The 20,992-nt window shown below is 69.4% G+C and carries 25 protein-coding genes; 11 read left to right on the forward strand and 14 right to left on the reverse strand.

The genetic code is table 11. From position 1 onward, the window contains the following. Nucleotides 1-13 precede the first annotated feature (13 nt). Together ABQE89_RS18910 and ABQE89_RS18915 are read right to left on the reverse strand one after the other, a co-directional pair. Nucleotides 14-1,114 (reverse strand): DUF1214 domain-containing protein, encoded by a 1,101-nt coding sequence (locus ABQE89_RS18910; RefSeq protein ID WP_448419392.1) that lies wholly within the window; start codon nucleotides 1,112-1,114, stop codon nucleotides 14-16. Next, the gene (locus tag ABQE89_RS18915) at nucleotides 1,111-1,686 is read right to left on the reverse strand and encodes a TetR/AcrR family transcriptional regulator (RefSeq protein WP_448419394.1); all 576 of its coding nucleotides are present in this window, start codon (nucleotides 1,684-1,686) and stop codon (nucleotides 1,111-1,113) included. Before ABQE89_RS18915 ends, ABQE89_RS18910 begins: the two co-directional genes overlap by 4 nt. A 28-nt stretch (nucleotides 1,687-1,714) precedes the next feature. Between ABQE89_RS18915 and ABQE89_RS18920 the strand changes: the two genes are divergently transcribed. The 7 genes from ABQE89_RS18920 to ABQE89_RS18950 all read left to right on the forward strand — a co-directional run bounded on the left by ABQE89_RS18920 (nucleotide 1,715) and on the right by ABQE89_RS18950 (nucleotide 8,037). Further along, nucleotides 1,715-2,962: a sulfotransferase family protein gene (locus ABQE89_RS18920; RefSeq protein WP_448419396.1), complete on the forward strand. Its 1,248-nt coding sequence runs from the start codon at nucleotides 1,715-1,717 to the stop codon at nucleotides 2,960-2,962. A gap of 149 nt (nucleotides 2,963-3,111) precedes the next feature. Next, a complete protein-coding gene (locus tag ABQE89_RS18925) occupies nucleotides 3,112-4,113 on the forward strand; it encodes an AAA family ATPase (protein ID WP_448419398.1) in 1,002 nt (333 codons plus the stop codon). A gap of 8 nt (nucleotides 4,114-4,121) precedes the next feature. After that, nucleotides 4,122-4,982: a DUF58 domain-containing protein gene (locus ABQE89_RS18930; RefSeq protein WP_448419400.1), complete on the forward strand. Its 861-nt coding sequence runs from the start codon at nucleotides 4,122-4,124 to the stop codon at nucleotides 4,980-4,982. Then, complete coding sequence (locus tag ABQE89_RS18935; RefSeq protein ID WP_448419402.1) at nucleotides 4,972-5,445, forward strand: hypothetical protein; 474 nt, start codon at nucleotides 4,972-4,974, stop codon at nucleotides 5,443-5,445. The genes ABQE89_RS18930 and ABQE89_RS18935 overlap by 11 nt, the downstream gene beginning before the upstream one ends. Beyond that, nucleotides 5,436-6,431, forward strand: coding sequence for a vWA domain-containing protein (locus ABQE89_RS18940; RefSeq protein ID WP_448419404.1), 996 nt, complete (start codon nucleotides 5,436-5,438; stop codon nucleotides 6,429-6,431). The genes ABQE89_RS18935 and ABQE89_RS18940 overlap by 10 nt, the downstream gene beginning before the upstream one ends. After that, the gene (locus ABQE89_RS18945; RefSeq protein ID WP_448419406.1) at nucleotides 6,428-7,333 is read left to right on the forward strand and encodes a vWA domain-containing protein; all 906 of its coding nucleotides are present in this window, start codon (nucleotides 6,428-6,430) and stop codon (nucleotides 7,331-7,333) included. Before ABQE89_RS18940 ends, ABQE89_RS18945 begins: the two co-directional genes overlap by 4 nt. Next, nucleotides 7,333-8,037: a hypothetical protein gene (locus ABQE89_RS18950; RefSeq protein WP_448419408.1), complete on the forward strand. Its 705-nt coding sequence runs from the start codon at nucleotides 7,333-7,335 to the stop codon at nucleotides 8,035-8,037. Before ABQE89_RS18945 ends, ABQE89_RS18950 begins: the two co-directional genes overlap by 1 nt. Nucleotides 8,038-8,045: 8 nt before the next feature. On the opposite strand, the gene ABQE89_RS18955 is transcribed toward ABQE89_RS18950, so the two are convergent. Both ABQE89_RS18955 and ABQE89_RS18960 read right to left on the reverse strand, forming a co-directional pair. Then, the gene (locus tag ABQE89_RS18955) at nucleotides 8,046-9,083 is read right to left on the reverse strand and encodes an aminotransferase class V-fold PLP-dependent enzyme (RefSeq protein WP_448419409.1); all 1,038 of its coding nucleotides are present in this window, start codon (nucleotides 9,081-9,083) and stop codon (nucleotides 8,046-8,048) included. Then, on the reverse strand, nucleotides 9,080-9,388 hold the full coding sequence (locus ABQE89_RS18960) for a DUF4229 domain-containing protein (RefSeq protein WP_448419411.1): 309 nt from the start codon (nucleotides 9,386-9,388) through the stop codon (nucleotides 9,080-9,082). Before ABQE89_RS18960 ends, ABQE89_RS18955 begins: the two co-directional genes overlap by 4 nt. A 52-nt stretch (nucleotides 9,389-9,440) precedes the next feature. Between ABQE89_RS18960 and ABQE89_RS18965 the strand changes: the two genes are divergently transcribed. Then, nucleotides 9,441-9,602: a hypothetical protein gene (locus tag ABQE89_RS18965; RefSeq protein ID WP_448419413.1), complete on the forward strand. Its 162-nt coding sequence runs from the start codon at nucleotides 9,441-9,443 to the stop codon at nucleotides 9,600-9,602. Between the two features lie 9 nt (nucleotides 9,603-9,611). Here ABQE89_RS18965 and ABQE89_RS18970 read toward each other — a convergent pair whose 3' ends face one another. The 9 genes from ABQE89_RS18970 to ABQE89_RS19010 form a co-directional block, all read right to left on the reverse strand. Beyond that, nucleotides 9,612-10,733: a MinD/ParA family ATP-binding protein gene (locus ABQE89_RS18970; RefSeq protein WP_448419641.1), complete on the reverse strand. Its 1,122-nt coding sequence runs from the start codon at nucleotides 10,731-10,733 to the stop codon at nucleotides 9,612-9,614. Between the two features lie 158 nt (nucleotides 10,734-10,891). After that, nucleotides 10,892-12,214: a PGRS repeat-containing protein gene (locus tag ABQE89_RS18975; protein ID WP_448419415.1), complete on the reverse strand. Its 1,323-nt coding sequence runs from the start codon at nucleotides 12,212-12,214 to the stop codon at nucleotides 10,892-10,894. Between the two features lie 466 nt (nucleotides 12,215-12,680). Continuing rightward, nucleotides 12,681-13,655, reverse strand: coding sequence for a c-type cytochrome biogenesis protein CcsB (ccsB, locus tag ABQE89_RS18980; protein ID WP_448419417.1), 975 nt, complete (start codon nucleotides 13,653-13,655; stop codon nucleotides 12,681-12,683). Further along, nucleotides 13,652-15,226, reverse strand: coding sequence for a cytochrome c biogenesis protein ResB (gene resB, locus ABQE89_RS18985; protein WP_448419419.1), 1,575 nt, complete (start codon nucleotides 15,224-15,226; stop codon nucleotides 13,652-13,654). Before resB ends, ccsB begins: the two co-directional genes overlap by 4 nt. Then, nucleotides 15,226-16,062 carry a cytochrome c biogenesis CcdA family protein gene (locus tag ABQE89_RS18990; protein ID WP_448419421.1) on the reverse strand — a complete coding sequence of 279 codons (837 nt, stop codon included), beginning with the start codon at nucleotides 16,060-16,062 and terminating at the stop codon, nucleotides 15,226-15,228. The genes resB and ABQE89_RS18990 overlap by 1 nt, the downstream gene beginning before the upstream one ends. Next, the gene (locus ABQE89_RS18995) at nucleotides 16,059-16,655 is read right to left on the reverse strand and encodes a TlpA disulfide reductase family protein (protein ID WP_448419423.1); all 597 of its coding nucleotides are present in this window, start codon (nucleotides 16,653-16,655) and stop codon (nucleotides 16,059-16,061) included. Before ABQE89_RS18995 ends, ABQE89_RS18990 begins: the two co-directional genes overlap by 4 nt. Continuing rightward, nucleotides 16,652-17,260: a histidine phosphatase family protein gene (locus ABQE89_RS19000; RefSeq protein WP_448419425.1), complete on the reverse strand. Its 609-nt coding sequence runs from the start codon at nucleotides 17,258-17,260 to the stop codon at nucleotides 16,652-16,654. The genes ABQE89_RS18995 and ABQE89_RS19000 overlap by 4 nt, the downstream gene beginning before the upstream one ends. Continuing rightward, nucleotides 17,257-18,573, reverse strand: a complete 1,317-nt coding sequence (gene hemL, locus ABQE89_RS19005) for a glutamate-1-semialdehyde 2,1-aminomutase (RefSeq protein ID WP_448419427.1) — start codon at nucleotides 18,571-18,573, stop codon at nucleotides 17,257-17,259. Before hemL ends, ABQE89_RS19000 begins: the two co-directional genes overlap by 4 nt. 53 nt (nucleotides 18,574-18,626) lie before the next feature. Then, the gene (locus tag ABQE89_RS19010; protein ID WP_448419429.1) at nucleotides 18,627-19,007 is read right to left on the reverse strand and encodes a nitroreductase/quinone reductase family protein; all 381 of its coding nucleotides are present in this window, start codon (nucleotides 19,005-19,007) and stop codon (nucleotides 18,627-18,629) included. Between the two features lie 23 nt (nucleotides 19,008-19,030). Here ABQE89_RS19010 and ABQE89_RS19015 point away from each other — a divergent pair, with 23 nt between their 5' ends. Then, a complete protein-coding gene (locus tag ABQE89_RS19015; RefSeq protein WP_448419431.1) occupies nucleotides 19,031-19,420 on the forward strand; it encodes a nitroreductase family deazaflavin-dependent oxidoreductase in 390 nt (129 codons plus the stop codon). 80 nt (nucleotides 19,421-19,500) lie between these two features. On the opposite strand, the gene ABQE89_RS19020 is transcribed toward ABQE89_RS19015, so the two are convergent. Beyond that, complete coding sequence (locus tag ABQE89_RS19020) at nucleotides 19,501-19,860, reverse strand: Rv2640c family ArsR-like transcriptional regulator (protein ID WP_448419433.1); 360 nt, start codon at nucleotides 19,858-19,860, stop codon at nucleotides 19,501-19,503. A gap of 98 nt (nucleotides 19,861-19,958) precedes the next feature. Between ABQE89_RS19020 and ABQE89_RS19025 the strand changes: the two genes are divergently transcribed. Continuing rightward, nucleotides 19,959-20,438: an ArsI/CadI family heavy metal resistance metalloenzyme gene (locus ABQE89_RS19025; protein ID WP_448419435.1), complete on the forward strand. Its 480-nt coding sequence runs from the start codon at nucleotides 19,959-19,961 to the stop codon at nucleotides 20,436-20,438. A 153-nt stretch (nucleotides 20,439-20,591) separates the two neighbouring features. Next, a complete protein-coding gene (locus ABQE89_RS19030; RefSeq protein WP_448419437.1) occupies nucleotides 20,592-20,972 on the forward strand; it encodes an ArsR/SmtB family transcription factor in 381 nt (126 codons plus the stop codon). The last annotated feature ends 20 nt before the right edge of the window (nucleotides 20,973-20,992 follow it).

Below are 20,992 nucleotides of genomic sequence, written 5' to 3' on the forward strand. Positions count from 1 at the left end.
GCCCACGCCGAAATCACAACGTGGGGGCGTCGATCGCCTTCACCAACCGCACCTCCGGCCGCGCGGGTACCTCGTCGGCGAGAAACCAGCGGAACGCCAGGTTGCCCCGCGGATAGCCCACCGTGCTGATCGAATTGGGATGGTCGGTCAGCTGCGCCGAGACGACGATCGTCACCGAGCCGTCGACGTTGGGGACCGCGGTGTGGCCGTTGATCGAGCAGCGGGCGTCGCCGGCGTTGTGGGCGGCCATGAACTGATTCCACACCACCAGGTTCCAGAACCGGCACGTCGGCGGGCGGTGGGTGATGACGAGCGCCTCGTCCTCCTCGAGCACGAAACTGCCGTAGGCGTAGCAGGCGTCGCGCGCCGACCAGCCGAAGTTGGCGTCGGGCACCTGATACGGATCGGCGAATTGGTTTGCCACCTGCGAGATCTCGTGGCCCAGCGTGTGGGCGTCGTCGACGCGCACGCCGACCGCGAGCGGCACGATCGCGAACATCGTGCGCAGCCACGCGGCGCCGGCCCGCAGCGCCGCCGCGGTCTCCGCGTCCCCGTGCCGCACCGGGTCGGGTTCGTCGAGCGCCTCGATGTGCCAACGCACCGGCCTGCCGACGTCGGGGTCCGCCTGGTAGTCGCGGGTGACCAGCACCACGCCACCGTCGGTCGGGCCCAGCTCGAACGAGAAGTTGCCGTCGTCGTCGATCTCCAGGTCGTCGTCGCGGACCAGCGCCACGATGCGGTCCGACCACGCGCCCGGCGACGGTTCGTTATAGGCGGTCACCGAGAAGTACACGCTGTCACCGCGATTGCCGCTTATTCGGTACCGCCGCGCCGGGTCCACCGGGCACATGAAGTAGTAGGCGTCGGTGTTGTCGCCGCCCCACCGGCGGTCGCGGCGAAACGGCGTGTTGAGCTCGATCCACACCGGTCGGCTCGGTTCGGCGAACAGGTAGGTGTCCAGCGCGACGCCCAGCGTGGTCGCCAGCATCCGATAGCCGTCGGCGATATGGCGGTCGTCGCTGACCGCACGGTCGCCGGAGAGGAACGTGGAGTCCAATTCGCGCAACGTGTCGAGCAATTCGCGCCACGCCGCGGTGGAGTCATGGTCGGTCACGGGCTGATTCCTCTCGTGATGAGCTCGGCGGTGCGGTCCACCCACGCGGCGTCGAGCGTGTCGCCGTGGGTGATCAGGGCCAGGAATGTGATGCCTGCGATCGCGTCGACGACGTCGGCGGCGGTCACCTCGGCGCGGACCTCGCCGCGGGCGACCGCATCCGAAAGCCAGTCGGTCAGCCCGCGTGACAGCAGGTGGGCGAAGCGCTCGAGCAGCGCGGCGTGCAGCGTCGGGTCGGCGGCCGTCTCCCCCACCAACCCGGGCAGCGCCGCGCGCGCGGCGGGTGTGGTCAGCACGGCGACGGTGCGGCGCATCGTCTCGCGCACATCGCCGATCACCGACCCGGTGGCCGGCAGTTCGGTGGTCTCGTTGAGCGGGAACACCGCCTCGTGCACGAGGTGCGCCTTGCCCGGCCAACGCCGGTAGATGGCCGGCTTGCTGGTCCCCGCCCGGCGGGCGATGGCCTCCACCGACAGCGCTGCGTATCCGGTCTCGCCGAGCAACTCGACCGTCGCGTCCAGCACCGCGCCGTCGATGCGCCGATCACGGGGTCGCCCGATTTCCACCGTCATTACGAAACTGACAGTAACATAAGTCGATGTGACCGACGCCACTGCTTCGCCCGTGTACCTCGACGACCTGGCGCAGCCGGAATTTTCCGCCGAGGCGCAACCGCTGCGCGAGATGATGGCGGCGATGGCGCCCGAATGTCCGCTCGACGCCGACGTGCTGCATGCCAAGGCCGCCGCCGAGACCGGGCTCGACGATTTCGGGCCGGACGACTACCGTGCGCGCCTCGACGTGTATCTGACTGCACTGCACGAGATTCCGACGCTGCATGACGCCGGCGTGGTGAACTTCCACGCTCAGCTGCTGCAGCTGCTCAAGAACCGGCTGCTGCTCACCGACCTGCTCAAGCGCCACCCCGAGATCCACGACATCGAACTCGAGCCGCCGGTGGTGATCGCGGGCCTGCCGCGCACCGGGACCACGCATCTGCACAACCTGCTGGCCGCCGGCGAGACGTTCCGCACGATGCCGTACTGGGAGAGCAACGAGCCGTTCCCGCTGCCTTCGGAGGCCGGCGTCGAGCCCGATCCGCGCCGGACCCGGATGGACATGGCGGTGGGGTTCATGAACCTCGTGATGCCCCACTTCCCGCTCATGCACGAGATGACGACCGACCATGTGCACGAGGAGATCCAGCTGCTGGCCAACGACTTCTCGTCGATGCTGTTCGAGACCCTCGGTCACGTGCCGCGCTGGCGCGACCACTACCTGACCCACGACCAGACCCCGCACTACCGGCACCTGGCCACCCAGTTGAAGGCGATGCAGTTTCTGCGCGGCGGACGGCGCTGGCTGCTCAAGTCGCCGCAGCATCTCGAGCAACTTCCGGTGTTGGACAAGGTGTTTCCCGGCGTGGTGGTCGTGGTCACCCATCGCGACCCGGTGCCGGTGGTGCTGTCGATGCTCGCGATGCTCACCTACAGCGCCCGCATGCACTGCTCGCCCGTACCCGTGGCGGACATCGCCGCGAGCTGGATCGACCGGCTCCAGCGCATGCTCGACGCGTTGATCCGGGACCGCGACGTGCTGCCGCCCGAGCGCTCCGTCGACGTGCGATTCGACGACTTCATGGCCGACGAGATGGGGGTCGCCTCACGCATTTACGACCTCGCCGGCGAAGACATGACCGACGCCGCGCGGACCGCGATCACGCAGTACCTGGCCGGCCACCAGCGCGGCCGGCTGGGCCGGATCGCGACGTCGGCGCAGATGTTCGGCCTCGACGATGACGACCTGCAGGCCAGGTTCGCACCGTACGCGCGGCGCTTCCTGGCCTAGCGTTCCCAGCGTTTTTGGCGCGAGCAGACGCAAACTACGGCGACACGCCGGTGCGTGGGCGGATTTTGCGTCTGCTCGCGTCGGGGGCGAAGTGTGTGAATGCGCCGGCCCGGGTATCCGACGCGGACCCCTCACCCCGAAAGGCATCCATGACCACAGCGCGCCTCGAGCTCGATCGCCGCGACCTTGCCGACGCCCAGCGCATCGTCGGTGCGGTGTCCGCGGCGTTCTCGGCCAAGGTGGTCGGGCAGCAGAACCTGCGCGAATCGCTGCTCATCGGCCTGCTCGCGGGCGGGCACATCCTCATCGAGAGCGTGCCGGGGCTCGCCAAGACGACGGCCGCGCGCGTCATCGCCGAATCCGTCGACGGCGGCTTTCAACGCATCCAGTGCACACCGGACCTGCTGCCCAGCGACATCATCGGCACCCAGGTCTACGAGGCCGCCACCAACTCGTTCGTCACCCAGCTCGGGCCGGTGCACACCAACATCGTGTTGCTCGACGAGATCAACCGTTCCAGCGCCAAGACGCAGAGCGCGATGCTCGAGGCGATGGAGGAGCGCCAGACCACCATTGCCGGCGAGGTGTTCGCCATCCCGGAGCCGTTTCTGGTGATCGCCACCCAGAACCCGGTCGACCAGGAAGGCACGTATCCGCTGTCGGAGGCACAGACCGACCGGTTCATGCTCAAGGACATCCTGCGTTACCCCTCCGCCGAGGAGGAGGTGGAGGTGATGGCGCGGCTGGACGCCGGCCTCTACGACCGAAGCCAGCGCACCCGGCCGGTGGTCGGCCTCGACGACATCCGGCGACTGCAGGGCATCGTCGGCAGGGTCCACATGGATCGGGCGCTGATGCAATACGCGAGCGAGCTCGTCGGCGCGACCCGCAGCCCCGAGGGGTTTCTGCCCAAGCACCTCGCGCGTCTGGTCGAGTACGGGGCCAGCCCGCGCGCGACGATCGCGTTCTGCAAATCCGCCCGCGCGCTGGCGGTGCTGTCGGGCCGCGGCCACGTCATCCCCGACGACATCGCCAACCTGGCCCACCGCGTGCTGCGGCACCGGCTGATCCTCGGGTTCGAGGCGGCCAGCGCCAACATCACCGCCGAGGCCGTCATCGACGCCGTGCTGCAGGCCGTTCGGGTGCCCTAGAGGCTGCGGTGGGCAAGCATCTCAACAGGGCCAAGGCGCACTTCGGCACCGACACCCGCGGCATGCTCGAAGGTGGCCGCTACGCGCTGCTGCACACCCGCAGCCTGGAATTCGACGACCTGCGGCCCTACGTGGCCGGAGACGACGTCCGCGACATCGACTGGAAGGCGTCGGCGCGTTCGGGGCAAGTGCTGATCAAACGGTTCGTCTCCGAAAAGCACCACAAGATCCTGCTGATCGCCGACGCGGGCCGCAACATGACCGCGCTGTCGCCCACCGGCGAGCGCAAACGCGATGTCGCCGCGCACATCCTGGGTGCGGTCGGCTTGATCACGCTGGGTCGCGCCGACCAGATCGGCATGGTGTACGGCGACGCCCGAGGCAATGTGAACATTCGGCAACGGCGCGGTGAGACACACATCGAAAGCATGCTGCACCGGCTCTACGCGCACACCGCGGGCACCCCCGGCCCCAGCGACATCGTCTGCCAACTAGACTATGCGGCAACCCATTACCGCCACCGGATGCTCGTCGTGGTGGTCTCCGACGAGCCCCACGTCGACGCGCGTCTCCAGGACGTGGTCACCCGGCTGGCCGCGCGCCACGACGTGATGTGGGCGATGGTCGCCGACATGCCCGCCCTCGGCCCGGTCGCCGGCTACGACGTCGCGACCGGCCGCGCGGTGCTCGACGGCGCCGTGCTGGGCCCCCGCATCGCGAAGGCCTATCGGCGCGCCGAACAGGCGCGAAGCCGGGCCCTGGCCGAGTTCATGACCGCAAGGGCGATACCGCACACCACGATCGGCGGCAGCCGCGACATCCGCGCCCGCCTCGTCGAGCTGACCGGGGTGTTCGCCCGTGCCGGATGACCTGCTGCGGTTCGTCAGCGGGCCCATCCCGTACTCCGGCTGGTGGCTGTGGCTGGGGATGGGCCTGCTGGCCGTGGTGATCGCCTTCTATGTCGGCGTTTTCGTGTGGACGCTGCCGTCGCACCGGCTGCGGAGTCTTCCGGTGGTGCGGTCACTGCACGCAACGCTGTTGCGCCGCCGGTTCGCCGCGGCCATCGCAACTGTCGGCGAGCGATACCGCACCGGAGAGCTGTCGGCGGCGCAGACGGGCGCGGCGATGAGCCGCACGCTGCGAAGCTTCCTGCACCAGGCGACGGGTGTGCGCGCGCAGTACATGCACGTCGACGACCTCGGGTCGAGCGAGCTCGCCGCGGCCGCCCCGCTGATCGAGGCGCTCAACGACGTCCGGTTCAACACGGCCTCGGCGGTCGACGTCGAGGGTGCCGGCGCGACGGCCGAGGAGTTGATCCGCTCGTGGCCCTGAGCTGGTGGCCCGTCGCGGTCGTCGGGTTATGCTGTCTGGCAGGGGCTTTCGCGCTCGCGCTGCTGCCACCGGCCGACCAGGTCCGCCGTCAGCTGCGGCCCCTGGCCAACACGTCGCGACTGACCCGGTTGCCCGAATACATCCGGCTGGCCCGGGCCAGGACCCTGTCGACGGTCGTGACGATCGTGTTGCTGGTGGTGCTGTTCGGCGCGGCCGTCACCGCAGGCGCCCGGCCGACCGGCTGGGTGTGGTCGACGACGACGGCCGAGGCCGCCGAGGACGTCATGCTCTGCGTAGGTGAGCCCGTCACCTCCGAAGTCACCGGCGAATTCCTGTCCTACTTCGCCCAGCAGGCCGGAAGCTACGGCACCGAGCGGATCGGGCTGACCTCACCGAACCGCCGGGTGGTTCCGCTCACCCGCGACCACCAGTACGCGGTGGCCACCTTCGCCGATCTCGCGCAGGCCTCACAACCCGACGCCGACCCCGACGTCGTCCGCGGCCGGGTCGCGGCGTTCGCGGCCCCGGTGTCCTACGTCGACTACGCACCCAGCGTCGCCGACATCCTGGCGTTGTGCGTGACGGGATTTCCGTCGTTCGACACCCCCGGCGAGCACCGCCGGTCACTGATCTATCTGGGCCCCGAAGACATCCGCCGCCCCGGTGACACCAGACCGTCGCTGTTCACCGACGAACAGCTCTCCGAGCTGGTCAGCCGGTCCGGGGTACAGGTGAACGCGCTCGCCACCGCACCCGGCGGTGAGCTGCGGTCGTTGGCGAAATCGACCGGAGGACAGTTCTTTACCGTCGACACACCCGACATCGACGCGGACCTCGACGCGATCCGCGCGCACCCGCCGACCGAGGCGCCACCCGCACAGAGCACGGCCCGAGGGTGGCTCGGCGACTCGCCCGCCGTGCCGTTGACGGTGGCGGTGGTGGCGTCGTTGCTGCTGTGCCTGTCGTTGGTGGTGGTGCGCCGATGACGTTCGCGCCCGTGCTGCCGCCGCTGATCCTGGCATCGGTCGCCGTGGCCGCACTGCTGCTGCGCCTGGTGACGATGCGCCGACTCGCCACCACCTCGGCGCGCTGGCCGACCGTGTGGCGGTGGTCCGGGCTGACCCTGGCGGTGCTGCTGCTGATGATCGCCGCGGCCAACCCCGGTATCGGCCACGACGGCCCGCACCCCGCGCCACGGGCGCACTCCGACACCGGTGCCAACGTCTTCCTGGTGGTGGACCGGTCGATCGACGCGCCGGGTATCCGCGCCGACGTCGAGGCGCTCATCGACCGGCACCGAGGCGCCCGATTCGCGATGATCAGCTTCGCGTCACGGCCGTCGCTGGACTGGCCGCTGTCCGAGGATGTGTGGAGTCTCGAGCCCGTGATCGCCACGCTCGCGCCGTACCGTACGGCGGCTGAATCCGGCGAACAGGTCAACGCCGCCGCGGCGGCCACGATGCTGCGCTACCAACTCATCGCGGCGGGCCAGCAGTACCCCGGCGCGCAGACGCTGGTGTACTACCTCGGTGCGGGCGCACCCGGATCACGCGCCCCGCAGGGCGATTTCGATCCGGTGCCGGGTTCGGTCGACGGTGGTGCGGTGCTGGGGCACGGCGCTGCGCGCGACGAGGCGACGCTGCGGCGAATCGCCCGCGAACTCGGTGTGCCCTACATCAACCGCACCGGGAGTGAGCCTCTGGCCGAAGCGGTCCCGGACCCGGGCACGCCAGACGCCACCGAGCCCGGTGCGCCGCCGGTCACCGAGCGCGCCGATCTGTACTGGATGTTCGCCCTGGTGGCGGCCGTACTTCTGGTGTTCGAGATCTATCTGAGCCTGCGCGATTTCCGGCGTACCCGGATGCCCCGGCGGGAGATGACGCTGTGATGCGCGCCAGACGACTACGGTTGCGGCGGCGGCTGGTGATGCTGTCGGTGCCCGCCGCGGTGGTGGTGCTGGTGGCCGCGGTGAAGATGATCTCGGTTGTCCTCGCGGGCAATTCGGCGGTGGCCGACTTCGAGGCGGGCGATGCCGACCGGTTACGGTCCAACGCCGCGATCCTGGGGCTGCTCAACGTGATCGAACCGGCGAAGGCGCCGTTCGCGGCGGGCACCTCGGCCGTGCTCGACGGCCGCCTCGACGACGCCGACGCGCGGTTCGCCGACGCGTTGTCGCGCACCGGGGTCGCCGAGTCGTGTCCGGTGCGGATCAATCTCGAACTCGTCCGCGAGCGGCTCGGTGACATCGCGGCGTGGGAGGCGCGGCCCGACGAGGCCGCAGACCGCTACCGTGGCGCGCTGGCGATCGTCGAGGGCGCGCCCGGCGCATGTTTCGCGGGCAACACCGACCCCGACCCCGAACGGCGGGCGGTCCGCGACGACACCGCCGCCCGGCTGGCCGCCAAGATGGCCGGGCTGCGGGCGCCGCCGCCACCGCTCGCGCCGCCACCGCCACCGCCGGCGGTCACCCCACCGCCGCCTGCGCTCGTCGCGCCGCCACCCGACACGCCCGCCGTCGAGCTGCGGCTGGAACCGACAAGCACCGACCCCGTGGACCGGCTGCGTCGAATCCTTCAGGACGCTGCCCGCTGACCGTCGGCTTATCGCAGCGCGTCGAGCAGCAGGTCCAGATCCTCGTCGGTGTTGTAGAGGTGAAAGCCCACCCGCACGGCCCCGGCACGCACGGAGGCCCGGATACCCGCCCGCTCCAGGCGCTGCGCCGCATCCGAGATCGGCAGCGAGGCAATCGCCGAATCCCGCTGCGGCAGCTGCAGCTCTGCGCGCAACCGGTTGGCCAGACCCACCGTGTGCGCCTCGACCGCGGCGGTGTCCAGCGCCGCCAGCCACGGCAGCGTCAGCCCGGCGCCCAGCGCGCTGAACCACGCCGGGGAGGTGTCGAAACGCCGGGCGTCGCGCGCCAGCCGGATCGGCAGCCCGTAGATGCTCTGCCAGGGGTCTTCGCCCGCATACCAGTTGGCGGCGTGCGGGGTCATCGACCGGCTCATCCTGTCGCTCAACGACATCCACGCCGTGCCGCGCGGAGCAAGCAGCCACTTGTACACGGCGGCGACGGTAACGTCGACCCAGCCGAGGTCGACGTGCTTCCAGCCGAGCGCCTGTGTGATGTCGATGACGGTCAGCGTGTCGGTGCCCGCGACGGCGCGGCCCAGTGCCGCTGTGTCGAGAACCGCGCCATCTGCCGACTGCACGAGGCTGGCGGTCACCACGTCGTAATCGGCCGCGGCCGACACCAGTTCGTCGGCCGAGTGTTCGGTCACCGTGACGCCGCGACCGGCCTGCGCGGCGAACGGGAACGAGGTGCTGGTGAACTCGCCGGCAAGCGTGGCCACCCGACTGCCGTCGGGAACCGCGGCGGCGACCAGACCCAGCAGGGCCGAGACGGTCGCGCCCATCACGACGTCTGCGACCTCCACCCCTGCCAACGCCGCGTACCCTCGCCTGCCCGCACGCACATGGTCGTCGAACGAGGGCACGTCCATGGTGCCCGCCTGCCACCTGTCGAGACAGTCGCGCAGCGCCTCGACGAGGAACTGCGGCGGCAGGCCGTAGGTGGGGGTGTTCAGATAGCCCCGCGCACCTAGAAATTCGGCCCCGAACGCGTCGCGCGCCGAGGTCACGATTTCGGCGGGTCCTCGCCGCGCAGCCTGGCCTGAAGCTGTTCGCGATCCTTGCGACGCCGTTCGTCGATCACCGCGATGCTCGCGCTGGCCCGGCGGCGCAACGGCGCGAACACCCAGATGCCCAGCGGCAAACCGATCACCATCGCGAACAGCAGCGCGACGATGAGCGGAAACTCCCGCAGCCCCAGCAGGTGCCCGATTCCGAGGATGGCCGCAGTCAACACGGCGACCAGGACCAGTCGGGCCAATGCGTAGGCCACCACGTCCAGCACCAGGCGAGATCCAACAGAGCGGTCAGGCATGACCGGAGATTACCGCCGACGCGTATATTCGGTGCAAGGAGGTTTCAAAGGCGTGGCGTATCTGGTTCTGACTTTCGTGCTGGCCGGGCTGGCCTACGCGGGCTGGCGGCTGGTGCAAGCGTCGGCGAACCGGCCCAAGACTCGGGTGATCGGCCCGGACGACGATCCCGAGTTCCTGCGCCGACTCGGCTCGGACGACAACCCGCGACCGTAGCCGCGGCCGTCAGGCCACGGGGTCTCGTCGCGCCCCCGGGAAACCCGCAGCGACGACGGCTGCCAACTCGACCAGCGCCTCCCGCGTCTCGGGCTTCAGCCGGTCCAGGCTGACCTCCGCCCCCTCCTCCAGATGCGGGTCGAACGGCACCTGCATCACCGCCCGGCAGCGCCGGTTGAAGTGGTCGACGACCTTTTTCATGTCGACCTTGCCCGAGCGCGGCCGCACCGCGTTGATCACGGCGATGGAGTTGCGCACCATGTCCTGATGACCGTGCGCGTCGAGCCAGTCCAGCGTCGCCGACGCGCTGCGGGCCCCGTCCACCGAGCCCGAACTGATCACCACCAGCATGTCCGCCTTGGCCAGCACCGCCGACATCGCCGAATGCATCAGACCGGTGCCGCAGTCGGTGAGCACCACGCTGTAGAACCGTTCGAGCACTTCCACGGCGCGGGTGTAGTCGTCGGAACTGAACGCCTCCGACACCGCGGGGTCGCTCTCGGAGGCCAGCACCTCCAGCCGGCTGGGCCCCTGTGAGGTGTATGCGCGCACATCGCTGTAGGCCTCGATGCCCTCGGCATCGCGCAGCAGGTGCCGCACGGTGGCCGGGGTCTGCAGCGGCACCTTCTGGCTCAACGTGCCGCGGTCGGGGTTGGCGTCGACGGCGACCACGCGGTCTCCGCGCAGCGACGCCAGTGTCGCGCCCAGCGTCGCGGTGATCGTCGTCTTGCCCACGCCGCCTTTCAGCGACAGCACCGCGATCCGGTAACAGCCCCGCAGCGGTTGCTGAACCTGCGCGATCAGGGCATTGCGGCGAATGGCCTTCGGGCTCTCGCCGACGTTGATCAGTTTGAAGGACGCCAGGTACAGCCACCTGCGCCAGCCTTCCGACGGTGCGCGCCTGCGTTGGCCCAGCAACGCCACCGTGGACAGGTCGAAGTACGGCGCCGGGTCCTCGGACGGCAACGGCATCGGGGGCGCCGCCGGACCGGCGTGCAGCGGCAGCCCGTTGGGCGGGGTCGGCGCGGTCCATTCCGGCGGCGGTTGTGCACCGGGGTCGCTGAAGCGGTTCTGGGCCCGGAAACCTGTTGCCGCTGAAGGCTTTTCGGATGCGACGGGTGGGGTGGCCATGCCCTTGCCGAGACGATCCGCGGCGCGGTGCGCCGGATGTTCAGACACGCAGACGGCCCCCTCGGTCGCTCGGCTTCTGTGCGTGAAGTCTAGCGAAGAGCTGCCGTGGCGCCCCGATGCGCGCCGGACGTCACCTCGACACGAGCGGTGGACCGGGGCTACTCGCCGCCGCCCTCGCCGCCACCACCACCGCCGGCGTCTCCGCCGCCACCGCCGTTGTCATCGCCGCCGCCCGATCCCGGGCCCACGCCGCCGGGATCCGTCCCGGCGCCGCCGATGTCGTTGGTCGCAGTGGATGTGACGGTCGCCGACTCGGTCGGATCGGGATAGCTGTCGGGGTCGAAGATGTCGCCGCCGCCGTCGCCACCCGGTCCGCCGTTGCCGCCGGGGCCGCCGATACCGCCGTCACCGGCAGTGTCTCCCCCACCGCCGACACCGCCGGCACCACCGTCGCCGCCGACGCCGCCGGGACCACCGTCACCGTCGTCCTTGGGGACCTGTCCGCCGGGGCCGCCGTCGCCACCCGGTCCGCCGTTGCCGCCGGGGCCGCCGTTGCCGGCGTCGCCGCCCTCACCACCGGGCACATCCTGTCCGTTGCCGCCGGCACCGCCGACACCGCCCGCGCCGCCCGCGCCACCGTTGCCACCGATCCCGACGACCATTCCGGCGCGCCCGCCGAGACCGCCGCCGCCGCCGTCACCGCCGGGGCCGCCGTCCGTGCCGTTTCCGTCCGGCCCGGTGACGCCGGGCGTACCGGGCGTACCGGCCCCACCGGTGCCACCGTCACCGCCGTTACCCGCATACCAGCCGGCGTTACCGCCGTTGCCGCCGTCGGCGCCCGGGGCGCCGGTCCCGCCGACGCCGCCTGCGCCGCCGTTGCCGGCGAACCAACCGCCGTGTCCGCCGTTGCCGCCGGCCTGGCCGGGCGCGCCGTCGCCGCCCTTACCGCCGTTGCCGAACAGCCAGCCGCCGCTCTGGCCGTCTTCGCCGGGTGCACCGTCGGCGCCGTTGCAGATCAATCCGCAGCGGTTGGTGACCTGAAGACCGCTCATGATGATCGCGATCTGCATGTTGGTGCTGATCGGGATGCCCGGGATGGGTGCTCCGCCGCTGCCGACCGTCGCGGGATCGAAGCGTGGGAACAGCGAGCCGGGGTTGAAGGCGTTGGCCGCCAACGTCTCCAGGTCGCCGGAGTCGTCGATGTCGATCGGATCGCCGTTGCCATCGACCACGCCGAGCACGGTGAACGGCGCGAGCGCGCCGCCGCTGCCGGGGCCCGGTGACGCGGTCGGCACGTACGTCTGGGTGGGGCCGGGCTCCGAGGCGACGCTGGCGCCCGTCATCGCGACCCCGGTGGTCACCGTCTGCCGCACCGTCTCGGGCGCCCACGAGGCGCCGGCGTCCGAACCGCCGCCCATCGGTCCGACATTGGCGGCGAGCACCGGCAGGCCGATGCCGAAGGCAACCGCCAAGGTTCCCACCCGACCGATGTATTTAGCGTGCACGTCAGCAACTCCCCTTTTCGCCTGGTGCCAGGGCGACGGCTTCGTCGTGGGCAATCAACTCGCACGCCTGGTGCGAGCGATCCGCTAACGAATCGCCCTTGTGCACGGTGCCTCCCCTGTTGCGATCCGGCGCCGCCGAATGGGCGCGCCCTGCCAGGCAGTATCACAGTTAAATCACGGGAAATCCAGAGATCTGCGCGAACTGCCCGAGGAAATGTTCGACGCCAACACCTGCTTGCCGGGGCAAATCCGCTGACCAGCGGAAGCACCGTGATCGGCACGGGCTTTCCACACGCTTCAGCTACCTAATAGCGCGCAACGAAAAGCTGCTTGCCACGACCGTAATCGAGTGGGCCGTTAATTCGGCGGACCCGCGCCCGCAAACCCCATACTCGCAGGTATTTGACAGCGAAACTACCGGTTCGGGCCGATTGCCCGACCGCTAGCCGACCCCGGCGTACGAATGCAGACCGGCGGTGACGAGGTTGATGAAGAACAGGTTGAACACCATCGCCACGAAGCCCACCACGTTGATCCAGGCGGCCTTGCGGTCGCGCCACCCCGCCGTCGACCGGGCGTGCAGGTAGGCGGCGTAGATGACCCAGGCGATGAACGACACCGTCTCCTTGGGGTCCCAGCCCCAGTAGCGGCCCCACGCCTCCTCGGCCCAGATCGCGCCGAAGATGACCCCGAAGCCGAACACCGGGAACGCGAAGATCGTGGTCCGGTAGGCGATGCGGTCCAGGATCTGCGCGTCGGGCAGTCGCTGCACCACCCGGGCCAGGAACCCGTCGGCCTCCGGCGCCCCGAACCGCGACATCTTCAGCAGGAACAGGATGCTGGCCACCCCGGCCACCAGGAACACCCCCGAGCCGAGGCTGACCACCGACACGTGGATGGGCAGCCAATAGGACTGCAGGGCGGGCATCACCGGTGCGGCGGTGGCGTACAGCCAGCGACCGGAGATCGTCAGCAGGATCAGCACCGGAATCAGGACGAACACCCAAAGCGGACGGAACTGCTTGCGGCGCAGCACGATCGCAGCGGCAACCAGACCCGAGAAGCAGGTCAGGTTGATGAACTCGTACATGTTGCCCCACGGCACCCGGGAGGTGGACAGTCCGCGCAGCACGATGCACGCCAACAGCAGCCCGATGCCGACGTAGGTCAGGGCCAGTCCCGCACCGCCGAACCGTTCGTCGACCCCGCGCCGCGGTGCGTCGGCGACCACGCCCACCGCCGCCGGGGTCGGGGACCCGCCGGCGGTGACGAAGTCGCGTTCGAGCGCCTTGCTGCTGCGCCGGTAGGCCAGCTCCACCGCCAGCAACAGCAGCGCGCCGACCAGCACCACCACCGAGGTGGTGAACGCCCAGTCCGAATAGCGGGCCAACCCGATGTCGACTCCGTCGGTATTCACGCCCGATTCACCTTCTCTCGCTCCGTGGCATCCGGGGACGCCGGCACGAGGCGCTGCGTCAGGCGATCGAACTCCTCGCCCCACCCGGAGTTGTCGGTCCTGGCCAGCCCGCCCAGCTCGACGCTCACCGTACCCGCGTCGACACCGCTGATCCGAACCCAGATCCGGCGCCGCCGAACCACCAGCGACACCAGCAGCCCGGCCATCATCGTCATCGCGAACACCAGCACCCAGATCTGCGCGGGGTCGTGGGAGACCTGCACGTTGACGAACGGCACCGCACCGTCGAAGCGCACGACAGTGCCGTCGGGCAGGCGGGTCGACTCGCCCTCGCCGAGGTTCACTCGCGCCTGTTTGACCAGCCTGTCCTGCTCGATCAGCCGGGCGTCGAGGTTGAACAGCGACTGCGGGCGCCCGGTGTCCAGGCCGGTGTCGCCCTTGTAGATGTCGATGGCCACGGCCGGGTCGTTGAGCGCCGGGAAACTCGACGACAGCAGGGTGCCGTGCAGCAGTTCGGTCGGGGCGAACAGGCCCTGGATCGCGATCTGGTTGTCACGTCGCTGCTCGGCGTCGGGATAGGTGCCCGCGGGCGGGTCGAACCGCATCGCGCCCGACGACAGCAGCGTCATCTGGTCGTCGGGCCGCCACTGCAGCGTCTGGGTGCGGGTCTGGCCGTCGGGGAAGGTGACGGTGAACGTCGGGGCGTAGCCGTGGCCCTGCAGATACACCCGGTCGCCGCCGACGCGCAGCGGCTCGTTGACCTCCAGCCGGTAGGGCTGCCAGCTTCCGGTGGTCAGGTCCTCGCCCGCCTGGTAGTCGATGTCGGCGGCGTAGGAGGTGGCCTGCCCGCTGGGCAGATAGTTCGCTTCGAAGTTGTTGACCCGCAGGCAGATCGGATGCAGTGACGTGCCGTCGACGGTGTTGCCCGCCCGGAACGAGTCGAACGCGGCCGGGGAGGCCGAGCAGAAACCGGGGCCGCCGTCGGCGATGACGATCACGTTGCCCTCGTAGCCGAACATCTTGCCCGCGGCGACCGCGACGAGCAGGCCCAGCAGCGAGAAGTGGAACACGATGTTGCCGAACTCGCGCAGATAGCCCTTCTCCGCCGAGATCTCGACGGTGTCGTCTGAGACGCGGGTGGTTCTGCGCCAACCGCGCAGTCGTTCGGTGATCGTCGAGGCCACCGCCCCCGCCTCACCGGGCACCTCGGTGCTGTGGTGTTTGGGCAGCCGGCCGAAGTTGCGGGGGGCGGCGACGGGTGTGGCGCGCAGGCTGCGGATGTGGTCGATCAACCGCGGGGTCAGGCAGCCGACCAGCGAGATGAACAGCAGCGCGTAGATCGCGGTGAACCAGAAGCTGGAGAACACGTCGAAGGCCTGCAGCCGGTCCAGCCAGGGCCCGATCGTCGGGTGCTCGGCGATGTACTGGTCGACCTTGGACTGGTTGAGGTTGCGCTGCGGCAGCAGGGCGCCGGGGATCGCCGCGAGCGCCAGCAGGAACAGCAACACCAGCGCGGTGCCCATCGAGGTCAGGGTGCGCCAGGTGTTCCGGATCGGCGCGAACAGTCTCATCAGATCGGGAGCCTGACATCGCTGACGAACGCGTCGCGCACCCACGACACGAACTCGTTCCAGGCACCGGTCACCAACGCGGCGCCGACCAAGATCAACAGCACGCCGCCGAACACCTGAATGGTGCGGGTGTGCCTGCGCAGCCAGGCCATCCCCTGCACCGCGCGGGCCGAGCCGAAGGCCAGCAACACGAACGGGATGCCCAGGCCCAGGCAGTAGGCCAGCACCAGTGCGACACCGCGCGCCACGTTCGCGCCGTCGGTGGCCGACGCCACCGTGATCACGCCGGTCAGCGTGGGCCCCAGGCACGGGGTCCACCCCAGCGCGAAGACCGCGCCCAGCAGCGGGGCGCCCGCGACGGTCGACAACTGGCGCGGCGTGAACCGCGCGTCGCGCTGCAGCGCGGGCACGAACCCGACGAACACCAGGCCCATCAGGATCGTGATCACCCCGCCGATGCGTTGCAGCAGAAGCTGATTGCTGATCAACGTGGTCGTCATGCCGAGCACCGCGACGGTGCCGAGCGCGAAGACGGCGGTGAACCCGGCGACGAACAACGCCGCCGCGCCGGCCACCCGCAGCCGGGCCGCCTTCGTCGAGTTCGACGTTTCGGCGGAATCCACTCGCACTTTCGCGCCCGAACGTGTGTTTCGGCGTGACGGAGGGTGAGGACCGGGGGCTTGCTCGACGCCGACCACCGCGGCCAGGTAGGACAGATACCCGGGCACCAGCGGCACCACGCACGGCGAGGCGAACGACACCAGGCCGGCCAGCACGCACACGCCCAGCGCAAGCAGCACCGGCCCTGCGGCGGCGATCTCGGCGAACCCGGTCATGCCTTCGACTCCTGCTCGGCCGCCAGCCGTTCCACCACCGGCTGCAGATCCTCGGCGAGCAGCTCACGCAGGAACACCGCCGCCACCCGGTGCTGGCGGTCGAGCACCACGGTGGACGGGATGACGGTGGTGGGATAACGACCGCCGAAGGCGATCATGGTCCGCATCGGCGGGTCGTAGATGGACGGGAACGTGATGTTGCGGTCGAGTATGAAATCGCGTGCGGCATCAATGTTGTTGTCCCGCACGTCGATACCGAGAAACGCGACACCTTGCGCGCGGGTGGCGTGGTAGACGCGCTGCAGCTGGGTGATCTCGGTGCGGCACGGCCCGCACCACTGCCCCCACACGTTGAGCACCACCACGTCGCCCGCGAAGTCGTCGAGCGAGATGGTCTTGGCCGGGTCCATCAGGTCGGGGCCCTGCACCGGTCCCGGGCGGCCGCGACTCTCGGGCGGGTCGTAGAAGATGTCGGTCTGGCCGCCGGGCGCGACGAACTCGAAGGTGCCGCCCTGCGCGACGGCGTCGTCACCGGTGGAGCACCCGGCGAGCACAGCCGCGGCTGCGCTCAGGATGATCACCCATCGCCTCACGGCCCGGCCGGCTCGCTGTAGCGCCAGTCGACGAGCTTGTCACCCTCGAAAACGAATGTGTTCAACGACGCGAGGCCGCACATGCGTCTGCGCGGATCGTGGGCAAACCGCTTGCCGGTCATCGCCCTTCGCAGGATCTCGACGGGCAACTGGTGGCTCACACACACCGCCTCGTGGCCCTGCGCCTTGGCGCGGGCCCGGTCCAGGGCGTTGCGCATGCGCGCGGCGATGTCCTTGTACGGTTCGCCCCACGACGGCCGCAGCGGATTCCACAGGTGCCGCCAGTTGCGCGGGTCGCGCAGCGCACCGTCGCCGGGCGAAACCCGCAGGCCCTCGAAGATGTTGAGCGATTCGATCAGGTCGTCGTCGGTGTCGATCGGCAACCGCAGTCGCTCGGCGATCGGCGTCGCGGTCTCTTGGGCCCGCAGCAGCGGGGAGGCCACCACGTAGACGATGTCGCGGTCGGCCAGCGCCTCGGCGACCCTCTCGGCCTGCGCGCGTCCCCTCTCGGACAGGTGGTAGCCGTCGAGGCGGCCGTAGAGGATGCCCTCCGGATTGTGCACCTCGCCGTGCCGCATCACGTGCACAGTCGTCGTATCGGTCATGACGGCTCGACGGCCTCCGCTGCGGCACGTGCGGCACCGGGTAGCGCCGCGGCGATGCGCTCGAAGGCGTCGTCGTCCAGTGCCGTTGAGACGAACCAGGTTTCGAATGCGCTCGGCGGGGCGTAGACACCGGCGTCGAGCAGGGCGTGGAAGAACGCCGGGAACCGCCAGGTCTCGGTGGCCCGCGCCGATGCGAAGTCGGTGACGGGCCGGCCGGTGAAGAACACCGACAACATGTTGCCTGCCCGCGAAACCTGGTGCACCACACCGGCTTCGGTCAGCGCATCGCCGAGCAGTGCGGCCAACCGGTCGGCGTTGACGTCCAGGGCGCGGTAGACGGCGTCGTCGGCAGCCCGCAACGTGGCGAGCCCGGCGGCCATCGCGACGGGGTTTCCGGACAGGGTGCCCGCCTGGTACACCGGCCCCAACGGCGCGAGTCGCTCCATCACCTCGGCGCGACCGCCGAACGCCGCGGCGGGCAGGCCGCCGCTCATCACCTTGCCGAAGGTGAACAGGTCGGCGTCGACGGGATCGATTCCATACCAACCGGATCGGCTGACCCGGAAGCCGGTCATCACCTCATCGGAGATGAGCAGCGCCCCGTGCTCGGCAGTGACCCGGCGCAGCGCCGCGTTGAACCCGTCCACCGGCGGCACCGTGCCCATGTTGCCCGGGCTGGCCTCGGTGATGACGCACGCGATCTCGTCGCCGAACCGGCCGAAGACCTCCTCGACGGCGGCCACGTCGTTGTAGGGCACCACGATGGTGTCGGCTGCCGCGGCGCCGGTGACCCCCGGCGAGGACGGCAGCCCCAGCGTGGCGACCCCGGACCCGGCGTCGGCCAGCAGCGCGTCGCTGTGGCCGTGATAGCAGCCGGCGAACTTCACGATCTTCGCGCGTCCGGTGTAACCGCGGGCCAGCCGGATCGCGCTCATGGTGGCCTCGGTGCCGGAGTTGACCATGCGCAGCCGCTCGACGGGGGCGACCCGGGCGACGATCTCGGCGGCCAGTTCGGTCTCCGACGGCGTCGGCGCGCCGAATGACAGGCCGTCCACGACGACCCGGGTCACCGCGTCGACCACGGCCGGATGCGCGTGGCCCAGGATCATCGGCCCCCACGAGCAGACCAGGTCGACGTAGCGGTTGCCGTCGGCGTCGGTCAGCAGGCAACCGGCGGCGGAGGTGAGGAACCGTGGCGTGCCGCCGACCGAGGCGAACGCCCGCACCGGCGAGTTCACCCCGCCGGGGATGACCCGGCAGGCCTCGGCGAACAGCCGCGCGGACACCTCGGTGGAGATCTGGTCAGCACGCATGGCCACCAGTGTCCCAGCCTGGCCCAACGCGTCAACTACAGGGTGTAGTGGGGTCAGCCCTTCGGGGTGAGCACGAACACCGGGTGATCGGCCTCACGGGGCAGTTGTGTGAAGTAGCCCTCGACCACCCGGCCGGCCTTCTTGCGGTAGGCGGTCAGGATCGGCAGTCGGTCCTGCTCGGGGATCTCGCGCGCGACATAGGCCGTCGACCCGACCTCGACGTTGGGGTCGGCCCGCACGTTCTTCACCCACTCGGATTCGCCGCGGGTGGACACCAGGTACGTGGCGCCGTCGACGTCGACGGTGATGATCGGGATGCGCTGGGGCTTTTTGGTGCGCCGCGCCATCACCGTCAGCGTCTGGCCCATCCCGAAGAACTTCGCGATGGGGTTGAAGACCTTCCTGGTGAACGGGCCGGGCTTGAGGTATGCCATGGCTCCCGAGTTTGATGGCAGGTATGCAACTCCCGCAATGGTTGGCCCGGTTCAACCGGTACGTCACCAACCCGCTGCAACGGGTGTGGGCCGGGTGGGCGCCGACGTTCGGCATCCTCGAGCACGTCGGTCGCCGGTCCGGGCGCGTCTATCGGACTCCCCTCACCGTCTTTTCCACCGATGCCGGTGTGGCGATTTTGCTGACGTACGGCCCAGATCGTGACTGGTTGAAAAACCTCAAAGCCGCGGGCGGAGGCGTGCTCAAGCGCCACGGACGAACGTTCCCCGTGAAGGATCCGCGCGTGGTGAGTAAAGCCGAGGCGTCCGATCACGTGACTGGCATGGGCCGCCTGTTCTTTCCGCGACTGCCGTTCGATTACGCAGTGTTGCTTCGCCGGGAACAGTTGAGCTGACCCGACATCTCGCCGTTCGAATTGCCAGGCCGCCATTGTGCGGTGGAGGCCGGGGTTGCACTGCCGAGTGTTGACGAAATCTAGGTACAACAATTCGGATCGAGCACCACGCACAGCGCCTGCAGCGCCTCGGGGCGTATCCGGTGGAAGACGTTCATTCCACGCCGCTCGGAGTTGACGAGGCCGGCTCGGCGTAGCTGGCCGATGTGGTGGCTGATGGTGGATTCGTTGAGGTCCAATCTGTCGGCCAGTTCGCCGCTGGTTTTCTCCCCGGCGTCGGCGCCGAACAGAAACGACACGATCTTGACCCGGGCCGGGTCGGCGATCGCCTTGAGCCGCATCGCGATCTGCAGCGCGTCGTCGTCGCTGACGGGCCCGGCCGCGACCGGTGCACAGCACACCGGGGTGGACATGTCGATCACGGGTAACGCTTTGGGCATAACATCCATCCTGCCACGTTCTTGACATATATCAAAAAGGAGCGGATTCTGAACTCGGCGCCACTTCGATATATGTCACAACGATAGAGGAGGATCTCATGTCCCGAGTCCAATTGGCCCTCAACGTCGACGATCTCGACGAGGCCATCCCGTTCTACACCAAGCTGTTCAACACCGCGCCGGCCAAGGTGAAACCCGGCTATGCCAACTTCACGGTCACCGAACCACCGCTGAAGCTGGTGCTGCTGGAAAACCCGGGCAAGGGCGGCACCATCAACCACCTCGGCGTGGAGGTCGAATCCAGCCAACAGGTACACGCCGAGATCACCCGACTGAGCAAGGCGGGGTTGTTCACCGACGAGGAAATCAACACCACCTGCTGCTTTGCCACCCAGGACAAGGTCTGGGTGACGGGGCCCGCCGGGGAAAAATGGGAGGTCTATACCGTGCTGGCTGATTCGGACACCTTCGGCACCAGCCCGCAACACCTCGACGCTGAGGCCGAAGGCGAGGTCTGCTGCGGCGGCGCAGCCGCCCCCGATGCAGACCAACCAGCCGACGCCGCGACCTGCTGCTGACAACCGCTCCCAGGTCAGGTGGTCACCCCACCACGGTGGTCACCTGACCTGCGGTGGCGTCTCTCGCCCCGTCCATCCTGACGGTTTCTCGTGCCCCTGCCGCTCGGTGTTCGCGGGCTTGCGGACAGATTAGATGCCTGTCAATATCGATATGTGTCAAAATCATTGCCGGACCTGCCGGGTAGCCGGGGCTCCTGCCCGCCGGGGGCGCTACTGAGCGAGCCGCTGTGCGCTACGGAGGCCGCGGATATCGCGGCCAAGCTCAAGGCGCTGGCCGATCCGGTACGTTTGCAGCTGTTTTCCGCGATCGCCAGCCACACCGGCGGCGAGGCGTGTGTCTGCGACATCTCCACCGACGTCGATGTTTCGCAACCGACGGTGTCGCATCACCTCAAGGTGCTCCGCGAAGCCGGTTTGTTGACCTCCGAACGGAGAGCATCGTGGGTCTACTACGCGGTGGTGCCCGAAGCGCTGGCCAGCCTTTCGGTGATCCTCGGCACAACCAGCGTCGAGCCGGTCGGGGCACCGCAGTGACCGCCACGGCGCCGGCAACC

Source organism: Mycolicibacterium sp. XJ1819, from assembly GCF_053483675.1.